The sequence below is a fragment of the Bradyrhizobium sp. AZCC 1588 genome (assembly GCF_036924735.1).
Taxonomy (GTDB): Bacteria; Pseudomonadota; Alphaproteobacteria; order Rhizobiales; family Xanthobacteraceae; genus Bradyrhizobium.
Genome location: NZ_JAZHSC010000001.1, coordinates 3,538,769 through 3,558,091, shown reverse-complemented (window position 1 = coordinate 3,558,091; position 19,323 = coordinate 3,538,769). Strand labels below are relative to the sequence as shown.

Below are 19,323 nucleotides of genomic sequence, written 5' to 3'. Positions count from 1 at the left end.
CCCGCAGCGTCATCCAAAATCCCAAAACTTCGCTATACTCGCTCCGGTGGCATCGGGGGGGGCATCACCATGCGCAACATCATCATCTGCTGCGACGGCACCGGCAACGAGATTTCCGAGAACATCTCCAACGTGCTCAAGCTCTATCGCTGCCTGCGCAAGACGGAGAAGACCGAGCCGCGGCAGATGGTGTTTTACGATCCCGGCGTCGGCACGTTGGAGCGGCCGGACCCGTGGCACAAATTGAAGCAGGATTTCAACGCCATCCTCGGGCTTGCCACCGGCTATGGGCTCGATGACAACGTGCTCGCGGCCTATGGCTTCCTGGTCCAGCATTATCGCGAAGGCGACCAGATCTATCTGTTCGGCTTTTCCCGCGGCGCCTATACCGTGCGGGTGCTGGCGGGGCTGATGCACAAGATTGGATTGATCTCGCCCGAGCAGGTCAATCTCGCAGGAAGCGGCCTGATCGCCTACAAGCAGTTCTCCTCCGACGAGGCGCCGAAGCTGCGCCGCGAGATGAAGCTGCTCAGCGATGCCGGCGACGCGCAAGGGCCGCTGCCGCAGACCGCGTTCGACAACGCCGCCCAATTCGCGCGCATCACCTCGGCCCGCTGACCTGTGATCCGCTTCGTCGGCGTCTGGGATACGGTCGCGAGCGTGATCGTGCCGCGGGCCGATCGCTTCTATTGGCCGAGCCTGGAGGAGCTCGCGTTCACCATTGCGAACCCGAGCGTGCAGACGTTCCGGCAGGCGATCTCGATCGACGAGCGGCGCTGCATGTTCCGCCTCAAGAGGTGGGACGATCCGCAGACCTATAAGCCCGTCCGCTTCAACGACGTCCACGCCACCGCGCAGGATATTCTGCAGGTGTGGTTCTCAGGCGTGCATGCCGATATCGGCGGCGGCTATCCGGAAAAGCAAAGCGGGCTTTCAAAATATCCGCTGCTCTGGATGATCGACGAGGCGGTGAAATGCGGGCTGAAGGTGAACCAGGCCACCGTCAACCAGCTCGCCTGGGGCATCCAGCGCAAGGGTAGCCCGTTCTCCTATGTCGCGCCTGACGTGCGCGGCGAGCTGCACGAGTCGCTGCGCGGGGCGTGGTGGCTGCTCGAATATCTTCCGAAGCGCGCGACATACAAGGAATGGCCGGCGCGCGAGAGCCATTTCGGCTACTACATCCCCGACGCCGAGCCTCGGCTGATCCCGGACGGCGCTATCATCCACGAGTCCGCGCTGCAGCGCATGGACGCGCTGCCGAGCTATCGGCCGGTGAACCTGCCGAAGCAGTACGAGAAATTCCCGATGCCGACACCGCCGGCGCATGCGAGCGCGGAGGACGTGGCGGAATCGTAGACCGCGGATCATGCGCACGCCGTCACCACACGGGCGGTGAGCTCCCTCCCCCCTTGCGGGGGAGGGCTGGGGAGAGGGGTTCTCTCCACGAGCACAGACGGGTCAGATTGCCGACAGTCTTGCCAGTGCGATTCTAGTCACAACACGCACCGCCGATGCCGCCACCCCTCTCCCTAACCCTCTCCCGCAAGGGGAGAGGGAACGCATCTTTTGTGGGGCGGGCAGCGATGATCGAACCGATAGTCCACCCATCGCACCACTCGGCCAATGGCCTAGCAACCCCCGCAACCTTGCGGCCGCATTGCTGCCGCCGCGGAACCCAAATGGTTTACGAATCGTTCAACTCTGCTCCCTATTCTCACCTATCTGCTGCCAGAACCGGCCGGAAACGCTCAGGACGAGCGATGTTGGAACGATCGATCACCGAGGAGGTCGAGGCGGCCATCCAGGCCGGCTCGGCGGAAAAACATCTGGATGCGCTGAGGCAGGTCACCGACCTGTTTCTGCTGTCCGCCGACGGCTATTCCGGCGAGCAGATCGAGCTGTTCGGCGACGTGCTGGAACGGCTGATCCGGACCATCGAGCTGCGCGCGCTCGCCGATGTTTCCGCGCGCATTGCGCTCGCCGAATTGAGCACGCAGCTCGCTTCCGCCAAGCATGCGCCGCCGATCGTGATCCGACGGCTCGCGCACAATGACGAGATTTCGATCGCGCGTCCGGTGCTGACCGAATCGGCGCGGCTGACGGCCGACGATCTGGTGGAGCTGGCGCAAACCAAGGGCGAGCAGCATCTGCTGGCGATCTCCGGGCGCTGGTGGCTGACCGAGATCGTCACCGATGCGCTGCTCAAGCGGCATTATCCCTCCGTCAGCCGGCGGCTCGTCACCAATCCCGGCGCGCGAATGTCGGCGAGCGGTTATGCGATCGTGCTGAAGCAGGCGGAGAGCGATCCTGATCTGGCAGTCGAGACCGGCATCCGTGTCGACCTGCCGGCCGAACAGCGCCGGCAATTGCTGCAGAACGCCACGGAAGCCGTGCGCACGCGGCTGTTGTCGCGCGCGCCGCCGCATCTGTTCGAGGAAATCCGCAACGCGATCGCCGCCGCCTCCACCGGCGCCCACCGCGAAATGTCGCGCACGCGCGATTTCGCTGCCGCCCGCCGCTTCGTCGCCGCGCTCGCCAAGCACGGCAAGCTGAACGAGCCGGCGCTCCTGGCATTTGCGAGAGAGCGGAAATACGCCGAGACGGTCGCCGCGCTCGCCGAACTATCAGGCTCGAGCGTCGACGTGATCCGGCCGGTGATGCAGAGCCTGCGCGACGACGGCGTGCTGATCCCCTGCCGCGTCGCCGGGTTGAACTGGGACACGGTGGCCGCCGTGCTCGACAGCCGCTTCGCCGCCGGATCGATGGGCCGGCACGAGCTCGCGAAAGCAAGAGAGCAATACGCAAAACTGACGGTCGAAAACGCCCGCCGCCTGCTGCGATTCTGGCAGGTCCGCGCCGTCGACGCGGCGCCAAAACCGCCGCGTTGAGAGATCGTGATGACGGAGAGCGCGTCGCTCCCTTCCCTTCTCCCCTTGTGGGAGAAGGTGGATCGCTGGCGCGCAGCGGCAGCGAGACGGATGAGGGGTTCTCTCCGCGGAGAGAACCCCTCATCCGGCGCTTCGCGCCACCTTCTCCCGCAAGGGGAGAAGGAAGAAAGAGGTTACCGCGTGCCGAATGTGGTGGCGCCGAACAGCGCTTTCTGCGTCGAAGGCTGCGAGCGCCAGTATTGCGGCGGGGCGAACACCTCGCCGCCGAGTTCGGCGGCGGCGTGCCAGCCCCAGCGCGGGTCGTAGAGCATGGCGCGGGCGAGCGCGACCATGTCGGCCTTGCCGGAGGCCACGATCTCCTCGGCCTGCTTCGGCTCGGTGATCAGCCCGACGGCAATGGTGGTCAGCCCGGTGGCCTCGCGGATCGCTTGCGCGAACGGCACCTGGTAGCCGGGGCCGAGCGGAATTTTCTGCAGCGGCGACACGCCGCCCGAGGATGCGTCGATCCAGTCGACGCCGTGCTTCTTCAGCTCCTGCGCGAACTCGATGGTCTGCGCCAGATCCCAGCCGCCCTCGACCCAGTCGCTACAGGAAACGCGCAATCCCACCGGCTTGTCATGCGGGAACGCCGCGCGCACCGCGTCGAACACTTCGAGCGGAAAGCGCATGCGATTCTGCAACGAGCCGCCATATTGATCGGTGCGCCGGTTGGCGATCGGCGACAGGAACTGGTGCAGGAGATAGCCGTGCGCCGAGTGCACCTCGATCGCGTCGATGCCGAGGCGCTCGGCGCGCTTCGTAGTCGCCACGAACGCATCGCGCACGCGCGCAAGCCCCGCGGCATCGAAGGCAACGGGCAGCGGCTCGCTCTCCTTGTGCGGGATCGCCGACGGCCCCTCCGCCCGCCAGCCGCCTTCGGCCACCGGGATCAACTGCCCGCCCTCCCACGGCGTGTGGCTCGACGCCTTGCGGCCGGCATGCGCGAGCTGCATCATCACGGCGGCCTTCGAACGCTTGCGCACGGACGCCAGGATCGGCTTCAGCGCGGCTTCGGTGGCGTCATTGTAGAGGCCGAGGCAGCCCGGCGTGATCCGGCCCGTCGGCTCCACTGCCGTCGCCTCGATGCAGAAGACGCTCGCCCCCGACAGCGCCAGCGAATTGATATGGGTGAAGTGCCAGTCATTGGCCTCGCCATCGACGGCCGAATACTGGCACATCGGCGCCACCATGATGCGGTTGGCAAGCGTTAGGCCGCGCAGCTTGATCGGGGTAAACAAAGCGCTCATGGGCGATAAGGATCCGGACCGGAGGAAAGTAAGCCCTATTTGTGTAGCGAGGCCGCGCCCGGCGCTCAACCCGCGCTTGGCTCAACCCTGCCGGGCGAATATACGGGAGAAGAAGCGGCGCTACTCCACCAGCGCGAATTGCAGCAGCAGATTGCGCTGGATCATCGAAAAATTGTCGTCGGAGACCAGCGTCAGGACCGTTTCGCCCTCCGGCGTGACATGAGCGTCGATGCCTTCCAGATTGTCGATCTCGCTGCCGAGGTCGGCCTCGAAGATCACGGGACCGTCGATCACCGCGCCGGGGACGATAGAGGCCAGCGCGATGCGGCGGATGCGGATGCCGACGCCGCCGAGCCAGGAGAATTTGCGTTCCAGCAGCAACAGCCCGCCGGACGGCAGCAGCACCGCGTCGCTGATATCGAAATTGTCGCTGCGGCGGATGCTGAACAGCCCCAGCGTCCTGCCGATCAGGAAGGCTGTGATGTTGCCCTGCGCGTCGAGCCCGCGTTCGGAGATCGCGATCAGCGTTCCCGCCAGCGGCAAGCCCTTCGGCACCACGACAAGCGCCTCGATTCCCTTGTTGTTGGGCAGCTTGCGCACGCCGAGCGGCAACTGAATCAATTCGCCATGCGCGCGGGTAAATCCCTTGGCGAAGTCGAAGCGCAGTATCTGATTGACGCGCTCGAGACCGACATAGACCAGCGAGCCGTCGAGCGCGATCGCCTCGGTGTCGTACCAGCCGCGCGAGGTGATCGGCTTGCCGTCCGGACCCAGCACCGGCGAGGCCTCGACATCGTCGAGTCCGGTCATCTCGCGGCCCTTGTAGACAATGCGGCCGGTGAACCAGCCCCCCTTGTCGCTGACGGCGATGAAGCGCTCGCCCTTTGGATCCAGCCGCAGGCCGGACAAGCCGCCGAAGCCGCGGAACCGCGAGGTGAGAATCAGTCCGCTGCGAAATTCGAGCTCGCCGAACCGCACACGCGAGCGGTCCCGGGTGTCGAACGACTGCAGCGGCCTTGCATTGACGTCGATCGAAACTGGCGCGCTGACCGAGAACTCGTCGGGAACGGTCTGTCTCGGCGGCCGCTGAACGGCGGTCTGCGCCAATGCCGCGCCGGGCACGGCAGCCATGGAAAGCCCCGCCGCAGCATATTTCAAAACGCGGCGGCGGCCTATGAGCGGGGGCATGCGCTCACGAGTGCAGGCGGCGCGGCCGGTGGTGGCCCGTGGCAGGCGCAGCGCCGTGGGTCTCGCTGAACAACTCGGCGAGTTTTTCGGTGATGGCGCCGCCGAGCTCCTCGGCATCGACGATGGTGACCGCGCGGCGGTAGTAACGCGTGACGTCGTGACCGATGCCGATCGCGATCAGTTCGACCGGCGAACGGGTCTCGATCTCCTCGATGATGTGGCGCAGATGCCGCTCGAGGTAGTTGCCGGGATTGACCGACAGCGTGGAATCGTCGACCGGTGCGCCGTCCGAAATCATCATCAGGATCTTGCGCTGCTCGGCGCGACCGAGCAGTCGCTTGTGCGCCCAATCCAGCGCCTCGCCGTCGATGTTTTCCTTCAGCAAGCCCTCACGCATCATCAGGCCGAGATTCTTGCGCGAACGGCGCCAGGGCGCGTCGGCGGACTTGTAGATGATGTGGCGGAGATCGTTGAGCCGGCCGGGATTGGCCGGCTTGCCGGCGGCGAGCCAGGCCTCGCGGGACTGGCCGCCCTTCCAGGCGCGGGTGGTAAAACCCAAAATCTCGACCTTGACGCCGCAACGCTCCAGCGTGCGCGCGAGAATGTCGGCGCAAGTGGCTGCCACCGTGATCGGCCGGCCGCGCATCGAACCGGAATTGTCGAGTAGCAGCGTCACCACGGTATCGCGGAAGGTCGCTTCCTTCTCGTGCATGAAGGACAGCGGGTGATAGGGATCGGTGACCACGCGCGACAGCCTTGCGGGGTCAAGAATGCCTTCCTCGAGATCGAACTCCCAGGCGCGGTTTTGCTGCGCCATCAGGCGGCGCTGCAGCCGGTTGGCGAGCCGCGCCACGATGCCCTGCAGATGCGCTAGCTGCTTGTCGAGGTAGGAACGCAGCCGCTCCAGCTCGTCATGGTCGCAGAGATCTTCGGCGGCGATGACCTCGTCGAATTTCGGTGCAAAGGCGTGATATTCCGGGCCGCGCGGCTCGTTTGCGCCACGCATATTCGGCCGCGTCGCTTCGCCCGGCGTCTCGTCGTCGCCGAGCTCGCCGTCGTCGAACGTATCTGACGTGGAAGCCTGCGCGCTCTCCATCGCGCTTTCCGACATTTCGTCGGTGGAAGCCTGCGCCTGGTCGGCGCTCATTTCCTGCGCGGCATCGGAATCGGGCGAGCCCTCGGCGCCGGACTGATCGCTCTCGCCGTCCTGATTCTCGTCATCGTTTTCGTCGTCATCGGCGTCCGCATCGCGGTCGTCGCCGAGGTCGAGCGCCGACAAGAGGTCGTGCACGAGATCGCCAAACTTGGCCTGGTCCTCGGTGACGCGGCTGAGCTGATCGAGCCGGGTGCCGATCTTGTCTTCCAGCGCCGGACGCCAGAGATCGACCATTTTTTTCGCAGCCGTCGGCGGCGCAAGGCCCGTCAGCCGCTCGCGCACCAGCATCGCCAGCGCATCCGACAGCGGCGCATCGGCGCGGTCGGTGATCTCGTCGTATTTGCCGCGATGAAAGTGATCGTCGAGCATCGCGGTAAGGTTCTTCGCCACACCCGCCATCCGCCGCGAGCCGATGGCCTCGACACGGGCCTGCTCCACCGCCTCGAACACGCCGCGCGCCTGCGGATTTCCTGGCATCAGCTTGCGATGCACCTTGGGATCATGACAGGCGAGCTTCAACGCGACCGAATCGGCGTGACCCCGCACGATCGCAGCATCCCGCTTGGTCATCTTGCGCGCCGGCTCCGGCAACCGCGCCTTGCCCGGCGCAAGACCGGGACGCTCGGCCGCGAATGTCACTTCAAGTTCCGGCGCCTTCGCGATCGCGCGCAGGCACGAGGTCACCGCGCGCTTGAACGGTTCGGTCGGGGCTTCCTTGGAGCCGGTGCGGAATTTGATGTTCGACGTCGTCATTACGTTTCTATCACCCGTCGTCCCTGCGAAAGCAGGGACCCATAACCACCAGCGGTCGTTAATTCACCCGACGTTGGCAGCATCCTTCCATCGAAAGTCCTCGGCGCATGGGTTCCCGCTTTCGCGGGAACGACAGCTACGAAAGCGCCACGTTTACCGAACTCTCGGGCAGCTCCTGGTTGAAGCAGCGCTGATAGAATTCGGCCACCAGCGGCCGCTCCAGCTCGTCACACTTGTTGAGGAAGGTGACGCGGAACGCGAAGCCGATGTCGCCGAAGATGTCGGAGTTCTCGGCCCAGGTGATCACGGTGCGCGGGCTCATCACCGTCGACAAATCGCCATTGGCGAATGCGTTACGGGTGAGATCGGCCAGCCGCACCATCTTGTTGACGATGTCGCGACCTTCCTGGGTGCGGTAGTGATGTGCCTTGGCCAGCACGATCTCGACTTCCTCGTCATGCGCCAGATAGTTCAGCGTGGTGACGATCGACCAGCGGTCCATCTGGCCCTGGTTGATCTGCTGGGTGCCGTGATAGAGGCCCGAGGTATCGCCGAGGCCGACCGTGTTGGCGGTCGAAAACAGGCGGAACGCCGGGTGCGGCTTGATCACCTTGTTCTGGTCCAACAGCGTCAGGCGGCCGGAGACTTCCAGCACGCGCTGGATCACGAACATCACGTCGGGGCGGCCGGCGTCGTATTCGTCGAACACCAGCGCAATGTTGTGCTGCAGCGCCCAGGGCAGGATGCCGTCGCGGAATTCGGTGACCTGCTTACCGTCCTTGATGACGATCGAGTCCTTGCCGACCAGATCGATACGGCTGATGTGGCTGTCCAGGTTGACGCGCACGCAGGGCCAGTTCAGCCTTGCGGCGACCTGCTCGATATGGGTCGATTTGCCGGTGCCGTGGTAGCCGGTGACCATGACGCGGCGGTTCTTGGCGAAACCGGCGAGAATCGCGAGCGTGGTGGCGCGGTCGAAGCGGTAATCCGAATCGACTTCCGGCACATGCGGGTCGACTTCGGAATAGGCCGGCACTTCGAGATCGCTGTCGATACCGAAAACCTGCCGGACCGACACCTTCATGTCGGGCAGTCCGACGGGCTCCGAAACTTTGCTCATGGCGGCGGTCGTCATCAATCCTCCGAGGTCCCGGGCGTTCCCGAAACCAGATATGTTGAATGGCTGCGGATGGGGGCTAACGCGAACCTAGCAGAGAGCAGGGGCCGGCAGAAGCCCGCGGCGCAATCAAAGTTCCATTGCCTTATCATTGAGATAAGCCATCTCTCGGGTTTTTGGAGGGCTGCTCTGCGAATCACGCCGCACTTTTGCCGGCTTGGCCACTTTGCCGGGCCATGCCAAAGGTCTGCCGGCACTTTCGGCCCCTGCCCGGGCTTGGTAGCTCTGGGTCCAGGCGGCCACCCACAGGACGGCAGTTGTGACTTCATTCCTCGATCCCGTGATTGCAGTCGTATCGGCCCATCCATGGCTGGCCTACCTGACGCTATTTCTGGCGGCTCTCCTGGAAGCGATCCCGGTCGCAGGCGCGCTGGTGCCGGGCTCGACCATCATCCTTGCGCTGAGTGCGCTGGTGCCCGGCGGCGAACTGAAGCTGTGGGGCGTGCTGGCGGCCGCAATCGCCGGCGCCATACTCGGCGACGGATCGGCGTTTTGGGCCGGCCATCGCTCGCAACGCGAAATTCTCAACGCCTGGCCGATGTCGAAATATCCAGGCGTGATGGCGCAGAGCGAGACGTTCTTCCACCGCTGGGGAACGCTGGCGGTGTTGTTCGCGCGCTTTGTGCCGCCGATCCGCGCCTTCGTACCTGTTACGGCCGGCGCGCTCGGGATGTCGCCGATGCTTTTCTTCAGCGTCAATATCCCGGCGGTACTCGCCTGGGCGTTGGCGCATGTGTTGCCAGGTGTGCTCGCGGTCTCGGCATTGCATGAATATGCCGGCCTGCCGCATCACCAACACACTGGCAAGCATCTGTGGATTCTGGCCGTGTTCGCGGCGGCGATCATCGCGCTCGGCGTCTGGACGCTGCGCCGCCGTCAGGCGCGGACGGGGCTCCGTCCCGGTGCGGGGCCGACATAGCGCGCGCGGGGCCGGATCAGCCGGCCATGGCGCAATTGCTCGCAGGCATGCGCGATCCATCCGACCGTTCGCGCCATGGAAAACAGCACCAGTTCATGGCCCGGCGGCAGGCCGAGCGTGTGGACCAGCACCGCAAGGGCATAGTCGATATTGACGAACTCGCCGGTCGCTTCGGCGATCCGCTCGGGGATTTCGTGGGTCAACTTACGGTCCGCGCCCGAGCGTGCCAGCGCCTCCAAAAGCGCCCACGCACGGGGATCACCATGCTTATAGACCCCATGACCAAAGCCCGCGAAGCGTTCGCCGAGCGCGACGCGCTCGCGGATGACGGGGGCGACCTCGCCATTGGCAAGCGTCTTCAAAAGCTGCGCCGCCAGCACGCCGGCGCCGCCGTGCTTCGGGCCCTTCAGCGCGACGAGACCGGCGATCATGGCATCGTAGAGATTTAGCCCGGTCGATGCCGCGCAGCGCACGGTGAACGTCGAGGCATTCAGTTCATGATCGGCCAGCAGCACCAGCGCGCGGCGGATCAGATCGGCCGCGTGCTTGTGCTCCGGCGCCCAGACGCGTGCGATCTGCAAGTGAAGCGGCTTTGCCGAGGATTTGGCGTTCAGCATGGTCGCGACCACGAGGCGCATGATGCGGCCACCCAGCATCGCGCGCTCTTCGTCGGCGCGGGTGAAGGCCCTCGGGTCAGCCCTGGCGGCGAGCGCCAGCACGGCGATGGCGCGATCGATCGCGTTTGCCCCACGTGCGGCCTCGGCCACTGCGCGCATTTCGTCCGACACAACGGGACAATTGTTCTGATCGAAGGGATCGACGCCGGTCACGTCCCACAACAGCGTCGCGGCGTGTTCGAGCGTGTCGCGCTCGGCGAGATCGATGCAGTTGACGCCGCGATAGATCGCGCCGTCCTCGGTGATGGTTCCGACGGCCGAATCCATCACCGGCAGATCGGCGTCGAAGCTGCGCAGGCCGCGCGGCTCCGGCGACGGTGCGCGCCGCTCTTTCAGTGTGCGGACGTCCTCGGCCCGGTAGCGGTGGCTGCGGGAATCCTCCGACGGTTCCGACCGGATCAGGCCACGGCTGACATAGGCGTAGAGGGTTGCCTGGGAGATCGCGAGTTCGGCGGAGGCCTCGCGGGCCGAGAGGTAAAGGCCGGCGGATTTTTTCATATTGATTTACATAATCAAGATTGATCAATCTGTCGAGAGGTCCGACCTTTGCAGCAGGCAAAGGAGAGCCCTCATGAACATGCAGATTTCCAAGACCCCGATCGGCCTCGACGGCATTCCGGCCGCCGAAACCGTCCTCAGCCATGTCGACGGCGAGCGCGGCGAACTGATCATCGCCGGCGAACGGGTCGGCGACCTCGCGGGCAAGTCGAGTTTCGAAGGCGTGACCGCGCGGCTGTGGAACGCCGCAATGGGAACCTCGCTCAACGAAGCCAATGTGCGCTCAAGGCTCGGCGCTGCGCGGGAACGCGCATTCGCACGGCTACCCGAATTGCTGCCGGCAACACGTGGCATGTCGATTGCCGACGGCTTTCGCGCAGCCGTTGCCGGCCTGCGCGGCGAGAACGGACTTGAGCACGAGACGACCATCGTCGGCGCATTGCCTGTGATTGCGGGCGCACTGCTGCAGCGGGCCAAAGGCGAGGACCCGATCGCGCCCGACCCGACCGTTGGCCATGCCGCCGACACGCTGTCGATGCTGCGCGGCCGCAAAGCCGAACCGCGCGAGATCACCGCGCTGGACACCTACTTCGTCACGGTGTGCGATCACGGCATGAACGCGTCGACCTTCACGACGCGCGTCGTAGCCTCGACCCAGGCGGATTTGTTCGCGGCCGTCACGGCCGGCTATTGCGCCCTGACCGGGCCGCTGCATGGCGGTGCCCCAGAGCCGGTGCTGGAGATGCTGGATGCGATCGGCTCGACCGAGCGCATCAAGCCGTGGGTCGACAGCGCACTGGCCCGCGGCGAGCGGCTGATGGGATTCGGCCACCGCGTCTATCGCGTCCGCGACCCACGCGCAGATGTGCTCAAGCGCGCGATCGAGCGGCTCGCAGGAGGCGGCACCGATCTGCCGTTCGCGGGCGAGGTCGAGGCCTACATCCGCGACGCATTGCGACGGAAAAATCCCGACCGCCCGCTCGACACCAATGTGGAGTTCTTCACCGCAATCCTGCTCGACGCGCTGAAGATTACGCGGCAGGCGTTTACGCCGATCTTTGCGGTGGCGCGCGCCGCAGGCTGGACCGCGCATGCCCGCGAGCAGCAGCGTGGCGGCCGGCTGATCCGGCCGAGTTCGGCGTATGTCGGGCCAATGCCGAAGTGATCGGGCCAAGACCGCGTATTAGGCAACAGCGGAGCCCACATCTCCGCCGTCGTCCCTGCGGACGCAGGGACCCATAACCACAAATGCGTATTGTCTCGCGAAAGCCGTCGACCAGTGGAATAAAATCGAGAAGCCGCGGCGTATGGGTCCCTGCGTTCGCAGGGACGACGAAAACTACGCCCGCACCACCGTCTTCAGATAATTATACGCCTTGATGATCTCGATCAGGCGGTCCTCGGTAGAGCGGTCGCCGCCATTGGCGTCGGGATGGTGCTGCTTGACCAGCGCCTTGTACTTGGCCTTGACGTCATCGAGCGTTGCTTCGGCGGAAAGCCCCATCACCTGCAGCGCCTTGCGCTCGGCGTTCATTACCTTGCGCGTTTCGGTCTTGGCCTGCGCGCCCGGCCCCGGCCGCCAGCGGCCGCGACCGTTGAGCTCGGAGAACATGCTGAACGGATCGGCGGCGCCGTCGAAGTCCTCGGCGCTGGGCTGCTTGCCCTTCTTGCCGGCGGTATTGGCGCCCATCTTCCAGGTCGGGCGATGGCCGGTCAGCGCATCCTTCTGATAGCGCGCGACGGCATCGGCGTTCATGCCCTGGAAGAAATTGTAGGATTGGTTGTATTCGCGCACATGGTTGAGACAGAAGTGCCAGTACTCGCGGGAATTCTCCCGGCCCTTGGGCGCGCGGTGCGGGCCCTTGTTCTGGCAGCCCGCCCACTCGCACATGGCGGCTTCCTCGCGCGCCTGCGCCTGCTGCTTCGCGCTCAGCTTGTTGGGCTTGATGCGAATGGAATCGAAGAACTTGGATGAATCAATCGGCATGGCTGACTATGACTACGCAATGCGAAAGGCTTCAAGTCTTGACATTGCGAATACCTCCGTTCGGATGCGCCATTGACGGGAAGCGGACACAGAATTATCTGCCACCATCATGAGCACCAGGGACATTATCATAAACAAGTTGCGTGAAGCTTTCTTGCCGGAAAGCCTCGACGTCGCTGACGAATCTCATCTGCATGAGGGCCATGCGGGCCACCGGCCAGGCGGTGAGACGCATTTCAGGGTCTATATCGTATCTGAAGCCTTCGAAGGGAAGAGCCGGGTTGAACGCCACCGCATGGTAAATGCGACGCTTGCGGCGGAACTTGAGGGCGCCGTCCATGCACTTGCCATCAGGGCGCAGGCGCCCCGGGAAGGTCAGGGCTGAAGAACCCCACCCAATCTTGAAGTGGGCCGGCCGAAGACCTGTGGCTTTTGCTCAAGATCGCGCAGACGGCACAACCGTTTTGATTTATCTGTTGGCTGCTGGGCGATGGACGCAGTTCCATCCGAACCGGGGCCGTAGCGGCCCCAATGCCATCGCCGCTCGATAGGGTCGTCCGATGCAGCATTGGGTACGCTTCAGATGGGCCGTGGCCGTGATGGCCCTGGTTGCAGTTTCGTCAACCAAGGCACAAGCGCTGGACATGCCGAGCCCGTTTGTCCAGGAGGTGCTCATCAAGAGCATTCTGGTGACACTCAACGACGCAGTGGCATCGGACAATTTCACGGTCCTGCACGCCAAGATTTCAAAGCCGTTCCGCGATCAGTTTCCCCCCGACAAGCTACGGACTGTCTTCAAGGACCTGGTCGAGAAGCACGCCGTGTTCGACGCGATCGTCGCCAGCCCGGTTATTCCGGAGGAGGACGCCAAGATCGACGACAAGGGTGTGCTGCGCCTGAAAGGCCGCTTCGACACCACGCCGAAAAAGGTGAAGTACCAGCTCGGCTTCATTCCCTCCGACGGCCAGTGGAAACTCTCTGGCGTTACGATCGATATTGAATAGCCCCGTCATGCGCGCAAATGCGCGGAGAGGCGCTCAGAACGCCGTCCCTGCCCGCTTCGGCTTCGGATACTCCGCGTCGGTTTCGCGCGGCAGCGGCGTGATCTTTAGCGCGGTGATACGGTTGCGCTCGCGGCGCAGCACGCGGAAACGGCAGCCGTGGAAGGTAAAATTCTGGCCGCGTTCGGGGATCGAGCGCGCCTCGTGAATCACGAGGCCGGCGACCGTCGTCGCCTCCTCGTCGGGCAGATGCCAGTTCATGGCGCGGTTGAGATCGCGGATCGGCACCGAGCCATCCACCACGACGGAGCCGTCGGCCTGGACTCGGACGCCGGCGACCACGACGTCGTGCTCGTCGGAAATATCGCCGACGATCTCTTCCAGGACGTCTTCCAGCGTCACCATGCCTTCGACCTCGCCATATTCGTCGACGACGAGCGCGAAATGGGTCTTGCGGCGGCGGAACGCCTTCAACTGTTCGGACAGGGGCCGCATCTCCGGCACGAACCAGGGCGGCAGCATGATCGCTGAAACGTCGATGCGAGAAGTGTCGCCTTCGGACGCACGGATCGCGCGCAGCAGGTCCTTGGCGTGCAGCACGCCGATAATGTTCTCCGGCTTGTCGCGCCACAGGGGAATGCGGGTGTACTCGGTCGCCAGCACCTCGCGCACCAGTTCGTCCGGCGGCAGGTCGGCATTGATCATCACCATCGCGGTGCGATGCACCATGACGTCAGATACCGCGAGATCGCCGAAGCGGAAGACATTGTGGATGTACTCGGCCTCGCCGCTTTCGATGCCACCGTGCACGGCGGATTCCTCCACCAGCCCCTCGATCTCGGAATCGGTAAGGATTTCGTGCTGGGAAGATTCCTTGACGCCGAACATGCGCAGGATCCCGCGGGAGGCGGCGTTGAGCAGCCAGTTGAGCGGATAGAACACCAGATAGGACAAATAGAGCGGGTACGCGATCCATTGCGAGACCGGCGTCGGCTGGCGGATCGCAAATGTCTTCGGCACCTGCTCGCCGATCACGATGTGCAGCGAGGAGAACACCAAAAAGCCAGCCAGGAACGATACGAAGTGGAGGGTACGTTCCGACATTCCGAGCGGGACGAGCAGCGGCTCGAGCAGCGCCGAAACGGTGGGCTCGCCGACCCAGCCGAGACCGAGGGAGGCCATGGTGATGCCGAGCTGGCAGCAGGCGAGATAGGCCTCGATATTGCCCATCATGCCATGCAGCAAGTGCGCACCGAACCGGTCCTGCTCGACCATTGCCCTGATACGAAACCCGCGGCTCTTGACCAGCGCAAACTCGGCGGCCACGTAAAACGCGTTGGCGGCGAGCAGCAAGATCGCGAGCAGCAGATTGAACGCGGTCGAACTCATATATTCCTCGTGACGGCCCCGGCCCCGCGCGACGCTTGCGTCAAGCCGCCCGATAATCCCGTCATCCCGACAACTTCTGTTGCAGGAAATCGCGAACCAGCGCCGGCTCGACGTCGTTTGCAACCACCGCGCGGCCGATCGCCTGCAGCAGGATGAAGGTCAGCTTGCCGCGCTTAACCTTCTTGTCCTGCGCCATCAGCGCCATCAGGGCGTCGGCATCGGCCAGCCCTTCCTGGGCAAAGCCTGCGATGTCCTGCAAATGGGTCGGCAGGCCAACGGAAGCAAGATGGCGCTCGACCCGGGTGGCGTCGGTTTCGGAGATCATGCCGAGTTTTGCTGAAAACTCCGCCGCCAGCACCATGCCGACGGAGACGCCCTCGCCGTGGAACAGGCGGTCGGAAAAGCCGGTCGCGGCCTCCAACGCATGGCCGAAGGTGTGGCCGAGATTAAGCAGCGCGCGCTCGCCATTTTCTCGCTCGTCGCGGGAGACGATCGCGGCCTTGGCGCGGCAGGAGGTTGCAATCGCGTGCTCGCGCGCCGCGCCACCGGAGAAGATGTCGGCATGGTTGGCTTCGAGCCAGGTGAAAAAGGCTTCATCGCCGAGCACGCCATATTTGGCGACCTCGGCGTAGCCGGCGCGGAACTGGCGCGGCGATAGCGTGTCGAGCACCGACGTGTCGGCGATCACCAGCACCGGCTGATGAAACGCGCCTAGCAAATTCTTGCCCTGCGGCGAATTGATGCCGGTCTTGCCACCGACCGAGGAATCGACCTGTGCCAAAAGCGAGGTCGGCACCTGCACGAAATCGACACCGCGGCGCAGGATCGCCGCCGCGAAACCGGCGAGATCGCCGACCACGCCGCCGCCGAGCGCGATCACCAGATCGTTGCGCTCGATCTTCGCCGCGATCAGCGCTTCGGAGACCTTTTCGAGACCGGCATAGGTCTTTGATACCTCGCCTTCCTCGACGATCACCCGTGACGTCGAAATGCCGGCGTCGCTAAGCGAACGCTCGGTTTGCTCCAGCCAGTGCTTTGCGACGGTGCGGTCGGTGACGATGGCGGTGCGCACGCCGGGGCGCAGCGCAGCGACGCGCGCGCCGAGCGTATCCAGCACGCCGCGGCCGATCACGATGTCATAGGCGCGGTCGCCGAGGGCGACGTCGACCGTGATATCGGCGGAATGTTTCAGCGGCGCAGTCATGGCGTGACGTTCATCCCGTCGGTTGTTGGTGGGCGGTCGGGGCGCCGGCACACAGCCGGGCGCGCAGGGCCTCGATGCATTCGTCGACGATTCGATCATGCGGCACGTCGCGAGACAGAATGGTCACGTCGGCGCTCCGGTAGACCGGCTCTCGCGCTTCGAGCAGACGGCTGACGGTGGCAGTCGGATCCTCGGTCTGCAGCAGCGGCCGGTCGGCGCGGCGCCTCACGCGCTTCATGATGATGTCGACATCCGCCTTGAGCCAGATCGAGACCGCCTTGTCGCGGATGCGGTTGCGGGTCTCCTCGCGCATGAAGGCGCCGCCGCCGGTGGCGATCACGGCCGGACCGCTATCGAGCAGCCGTGCAATCACCCGCGCCTCGCCGTCCCGGAAATGCGGCTCGCCATGGGTTTCGAAAATATCCGGGATCGACATCCCGGCGGCCGCCTCGATCTCGATATCGGCGTCGAGAAATGGCAGCCGCAGCCGCGCCGCCAGGCGGCGGCCGATGGTCGACTTGCCGGCCCCCATCATGCCAACCAGCACAACCGAACGCCGTGCCAGGGCCGACGTAATGTCGGCCTCCTGGGGGGCGCTCGCCTGGGCCGGTGCGACGGTCTCGGACATCAAAAAAACTCTGTGGTTTCGCGGATTTCCACCGCTCCGCGACACCTATACTACCCCGACTGACGCGGTTGCCAGAGACTCTTGCCACGGGGATGGGAACATGTTGGATGATTTCATTGGTTAATTCGCCACCCTGAGCCCCCTATGCCCAGTTTGTTCCGCTTTCTGACGGTCGTCGGCGTGATAGCCGGGGTAATCTATGGCGTGATTTTCGCCCTGGCGAATTTCGTCAATCCAAGCCCCCGGGAAATAACGGTCACCATTCCCGCAGACAGGTTCCTCAAGAGATAGCTGCTGGTTTGCGAGAGGTCGGCCGACTGGCAAATTAACGACTCAGCGCTTTGCGCAGCAGACGCAGGAACAGCCGCGTATCTTCGAGCAGATCATGGCCCGCGATTTGTGCGTCCTTGATGCCCTCCATGGCCGCAACAATGATGGCGGCTAGATCGGCAGGCGTAGCGCGCAATGCGTCCAAGGTAATCGCATCCGTCGCCTGCGCATTGGTTAGCGCTTGAGCGAGGAGGGCCACTAGCTCGGCGCGCGCGGCCAGCGTGACGTCCTGGGCCAACGCCATATTGGTTTCGAACAGTTCTGCCGCGTCGCCGCTGCCGGCGAAAGGCGCGATTAGTTCACGCTGGAAGGCGGCAATTGCCGTTTCAATCCGACTGAAAAGATCGCCGTCAACAGCGAGCGCTGCTTCGACCTTTCGCATCGCCCGGGCGTGCGCCCGCGCCGACCCCGCCCGAAACAATTCTTCCTTGCTGCTGAAGCTCAGATAGAGCGCCGCCCGAGACATGCCCGCGGCGCGCGCGATGTCGGCCATCGACGTCTTGCGGAAACCGTGACGGACGAAGACCGGAAGCGCCGCGTCGAGAATGGCCTCAGATTTTTGGTCGCTCTGATTCATCTGAAACAGATTGACAGTGTTTGTCTAATCCGTCAAAAGACGATTAGACAGAAATTGTCTATCTGTCTAATCGCAGCTATTCGGTGTCCTTAAAGGATTGAATCTACATGCATACCAAGTTGAATGATCCTGCAGCCGCCGCCACGGTGCTCGTCACCGGCATCGGCGGATTTCTCGGCGGACATATCGCGAGGCAATTGCTGGCGAGCGGCTATCGCGTTCGCGGCACCGTCCGCAGCCTTACCGCCTGTGACCGGATCAGAAGCCAGCTTTGTGCCGCCGCCCTCGCCGGCGCCGAGGCGGTCAGCTTTGTACAGGCCGATCTTTGCTCCGATGCCGGTTGGGATGCCGCGCTAGATAGGTGCCGTTATGTTATCCACGCCGCCTCGCCGTTTCCGGCGGGCCTGCCAAAGGACGCAGAAGAATTGATCGAGACCGCGCGAGACGGCGCGCTGCGGGTGCTGCGCGCGGCCCATCACGCCGGCGTCGCGCGTGTGGTGCTGACATCCTCGATCGCCGCCACCAATCACGGCAGCGGTCAGGCTCCCTATACCGAGAGCGACTGGACTGATCCGACCAGCGCGCGGGCCACGCCGTACTACAGGTCGAAAACGCTGGCCGAACAGGCCGCGTGGACCTTTGCCAAGAAGACCGGACTCGATCTGGCCGTCATCAATCCGGGCATGATCTTCGGCCCGCTGCTTGGTCCGCAATACGGCACATCGGTCAGGCTGATCCAGCAAATGATGAGCGGCAAGCTGAAGCGTGTCCCGCGCTTCGGCTTTGCCGTCGTGGATGTCCGCGATGCGGCCGACGCCCATATCCGCGCTATGACCTGTCCGGATGCTTCCGGCCAGCGCTTCATTGTCGGCGGCGGGTTTTTCTGGTTGAGAGAATTGGCCGCCGTGCTGGCACAATCGTTCCCAGCCTATGCTGCCGATTTGCCCCGCGACGAAGTGCCGAGCTGGATGGTGCGGGCAATGGCTCCGTTTAGCCCGCGTTCGCGCATGATCATTCACGAACTCGATCGCGACCTCAGCGTAAGCGCGGCCAAGGCGCATCGCGTGCTGAACTGGAGACCGCGGCCTGACGAGGACTGCATTCGCGCCAGCGCACAAAGCCTGATCGACTATGGTCTGATCACCAGGGCGTAAGCGGCAGCTCCGTTACTCATGCAATCAGCGTCAACCCGCAGGTTGCGCAGTTACAACGCATTCTAATCCTCCCCTTACAGAATTGGACAACACCGATGTCAACGCACACTACCGACATGGACGGCTCGCCGGAAGCCGAGCACATCCGCAACACCGAACGGTCCCGGCTTCGCGCCTTGGTCGCCGGCGACGTGGAGGCGGCAGGGCCGCTTCATGCGTCGGAGTTCCAGTTGATTACACCGATCGGAATGCCGCTATCCAAGGACGAATATCTGGGTGCGATCGCAAGCGGCAAGATCAAATATCTCATGTGGGAACCCGGACTTATCGCCGTGCGGCAGCACAACGGCCATGCAGTGATGCGGTATCGCGCCAGACTTGAGATCGTCTTCGGTGGCCATCAGGTCGCCCCCGGCGATTACTGGCACACCGACACTTACGAATATCGCGACGGGCGGTGGATGGTCGTCTGGTCGCAAGCCACGGCGATCAGTCAAATGTCCTAGCGGAT

At 64.2% G+C, this 19,323-nt stretch carries 18 protein-coding genes and 1 pseudogene; 9 read left to right on the top strand and 10 right to left on the bottom strand.

Annotated elements, in window-relative coordinates:
• The first annotated feature begins 69 nt into the window (after positions 1-69).
• Positions 70-1,356 (top strand): annotated as a pseudogene (locus tag V1277_RS16625) (DUF2235 domain-containing protein).
• A 404-nt stretch (positions 1,357-1,760) separates the two neighbouring features.
• Positions 1,761-2,888 carry a DUF2336 domain-containing protein gene (locus tag V1277_RS16620; RefSeq protein WP_334417266.1) on the top strand — a complete coding sequence of 376 codons (1,128 nt, stop codon included), beginning with the start codon at positions 1,761-1,763 and terminating at the stop codon, positions 2,886-2,888.
• Between the two features lie 173 nt (positions 2,889-3,061).
• Here the strand turns inward: V1277_RS16620 and V1277_RS16615 are convergent, their stop codons facing one another.
• The 4 genes from V1277_RS16615 to cobS all read right to left on the bottom strand — a co-directional run bounded on the left by V1277_RS16615 (position 3,062) and on the right by cobS (position 8,406).
• The gene (locus V1277_RS16615) at positions 3,062-4,174 is read right to left on the bottom strand and encodes an NADH:flavin oxidoreductase/NADH oxidase (RefSeq protein WP_334417265.1); all 1,113 of its coding nucleotides are present in this window, start codon (positions 4,172-4,174) and stop codon (positions 3,062-3,064) included.
• Between the two features lie 120 nt (positions 4,175-4,294).
• A complete protein-coding gene (locus tag V1277_RS16610; RefSeq protein ID WP_442894493.1) occupies positions 4,295-5,362 on the bottom strand; it encodes an esterase-like activity of phytase family protein in 1,068 nt (355 codons plus the stop codon).
• 4 nt (positions 5,363-5,366) lie between these two features.
• Positions 5,367-7,271, bottom strand: a complete 1,905-nt coding sequence (gene cobT, locus V1277_RS16605; RefSeq protein WP_334417263.1) for a cobaltochelatase subunit CobT — start codon at positions 7,269-7,271, stop codon at positions 5,367-5,369.
• 136 nt (positions 7,272-7,407) lie between these two features.
• Positions 7,408-8,406 carry a cobaltochelatase subunit CobS gene (cobS, locus tag V1277_RS16600; protein ID WP_065746623.1) on the bottom strand — a complete coding sequence of 333 codons (999 nt, stop codon included), beginning with the start codon at positions 8,404-8,406 and terminating at the stop codon, positions 7,408-7,410.
• 301 nt (positions 8,407-8,707) lie between these two features.
• On the opposite strand from cobS, the gene V1277_RS16595 reads away from it, so the two are divergent.
• Positions 8,708-9,367 carry a DedA family protein gene (locus V1277_RS16595; protein WP_334417262.1) on the top strand — a complete coding sequence of 220 codons (660 nt, stop codon included), beginning with the start codon at positions 8,708-8,710 and terminating at the stop codon, positions 9,365-9,367.
• Here the strand turns inward: V1277_RS16595 and V1277_RS16590 are convergent.
• Positions 9,325-10,542 (bottom strand): citrate synthase family protein, encoded by a 1,218-nt coding sequence (locus V1277_RS16590; RefSeq protein ID WP_334417261.1) that lies wholly within the window; start codon positions 10,540-10,542, stop codon positions 9,325-9,327. The genes V1277_RS16595 and V1277_RS16590 overlap by 43 nt on opposite strands.
• Before the next feature lie 73 nt (positions 10,543-10,615).
• Here V1277_RS16590 and V1277_RS16585 point away from each other — a divergent pair, with 73 nt between their 5' ends.
• Positions 10,616-11,707 carry a citrate synthase/methylcitrate synthase gene (locus V1277_RS16585; RefSeq protein ID WP_334417260.1) on the top strand — a complete coding sequence of 364 codons (1,092 nt, stop codon included), beginning with the start codon at positions 10,616-10,618 and terminating at the stop codon, positions 11,705-11,707.
• A 174-nt stretch (positions 11,708-11,881) separates the two neighbouring features.
• On the opposite strand, the gene V1277_RS16580 is transcribed toward V1277_RS16585, so the two are convergent.
• On the bottom strand, positions 11,882-12,529 hold the full coding sequence (locus V1277_RS16580) for a J domain-containing protein (RefSeq protein ID WP_028347651.1): 648 nt from the start codon (positions 12,527-12,529) through the stop codon (positions 11,882-11,884).
• Positions 12,530-12,638: 109 nt separating this feature from the next.
• On the opposite strand from V1277_RS16580, the gene V1277_RS16575 reads away from it, so the two are divergent.
• The gene (locus V1277_RS16575) at positions 12,639-12,914 is read left to right on the top strand and encodes a BolA family protein (RefSeq protein WP_334371149.1); all 276 of its coding nucleotides are present in this window, start codon (positions 12,639-12,641) and stop codon (positions 12,912-12,914) included.
• A 214-nt stretch (positions 12,915-13,128) separates the two neighbouring features.
• Entirely contained in the window at positions 13,129-13,533 is a 405-nt protein-coding gene (locus V1277_RS16570; RefSeq protein WP_334417259.1) for a hypothetical protein, read from the top strand.
• Positions 13,534-13,566: 33 nt separating this feature from the next.
• Here the strand turns inward: V1277_RS16570 and V1277_RS16565 are convergent, their stop codons facing one another.
• The 3 genes from V1277_RS16565 to V1277_RS16555 all read right to left on the bottom strand — a co-directional run bounded on the left by V1277_RS16565 (position 13,567) and on the right by V1277_RS16555 (position 16,751).
• Positions 13,567-14,919, bottom strand: coding sequence for a hemolysin family protein (locus V1277_RS16565; protein ID WP_334417258.1), 1,353 nt, complete (start codon positions 14,917-14,919; stop codon positions 13,567-13,569).
• 61 nt (positions 14,920-14,980) lie between these two features.
• Positions 14,981-16,123, bottom strand: coding sequence for a 3-dehydroquinate synthase (gene aroB / locus V1277_RS16560; RefSeq protein WP_334417257.1), 1,143 nt, complete (start codon positions 16,121-16,123; stop codon positions 14,981-14,983).
• Between the two features lie 10 nt (positions 16,124-16,133).
• Positions 16,134-16,751, bottom strand: a complete 618-nt coding sequence (locus tag V1277_RS16555; protein ID WP_334417256.1) for a shikimate kinase — start codon at positions 16,749-16,751, stop codon at positions 16,134-16,136.
• A 144-nt stretch (positions 16,752-16,895) separates the two neighbouring features.
• Between V1277_RS16555 and V1277_RS16550 the strand changes: the two genes are divergently transcribed.
• Positions 16,896-17,042: a histidine kinase gene (locus tag V1277_RS16550; protein ID WP_334417255.1), complete on the top strand. Its 147-nt coding sequence runs from the start codon at positions 16,896-16,898 to the stop codon at positions 17,040-17,042.
• 34 nt (positions 17,043-17,076) lie between these two features.
• Here the strand turns inward: V1277_RS16550 and V1277_RS16545 are convergent, their stop codons facing one another.
• Positions 17,077-17,658 carry a TetR/AcrR family transcriptional regulator gene (locus V1277_RS16545; RefSeq protein WP_334417254.1) on the bottom strand — a complete coding sequence of 194 codons (582 nt, stop codon included), beginning with the start codon at positions 17,656-17,658 and terminating at the stop codon, positions 17,077-17,079.
• Between the two features lie 107 nt (positions 17,659-17,765).
• Here V1277_RS16545 and V1277_RS16540 point away from each other — a divergent pair, with 107 nt between their 5' ends.
• Both V1277_RS16540 and V1277_RS16535 read left to right on the top strand, forming a co-directional pair.
• Positions 17,766-18,812 carry an SDR family oxidoreductase gene (locus V1277_RS16540; protein ID WP_334417253.1) on the top strand — a complete coding sequence of 349 codons (1,047 nt, stop codon included), beginning with the start codon at positions 17,766-17,768 and terminating at the stop codon, positions 18,810-18,812.
• 95 nt (positions 18,813-18,907) lie between these two features.
• A complete protein-coding gene (locus V1277_RS16535) occupies positions 18,908-19,318 on the top strand; it encodes a nuclear transport factor 2 family protein (protein WP_334417252.1) in 411 nt (136 codons plus the stop codon).
• The last annotated feature ends 5 nt before the right edge of the window (positions 19,319-19,323 follow it).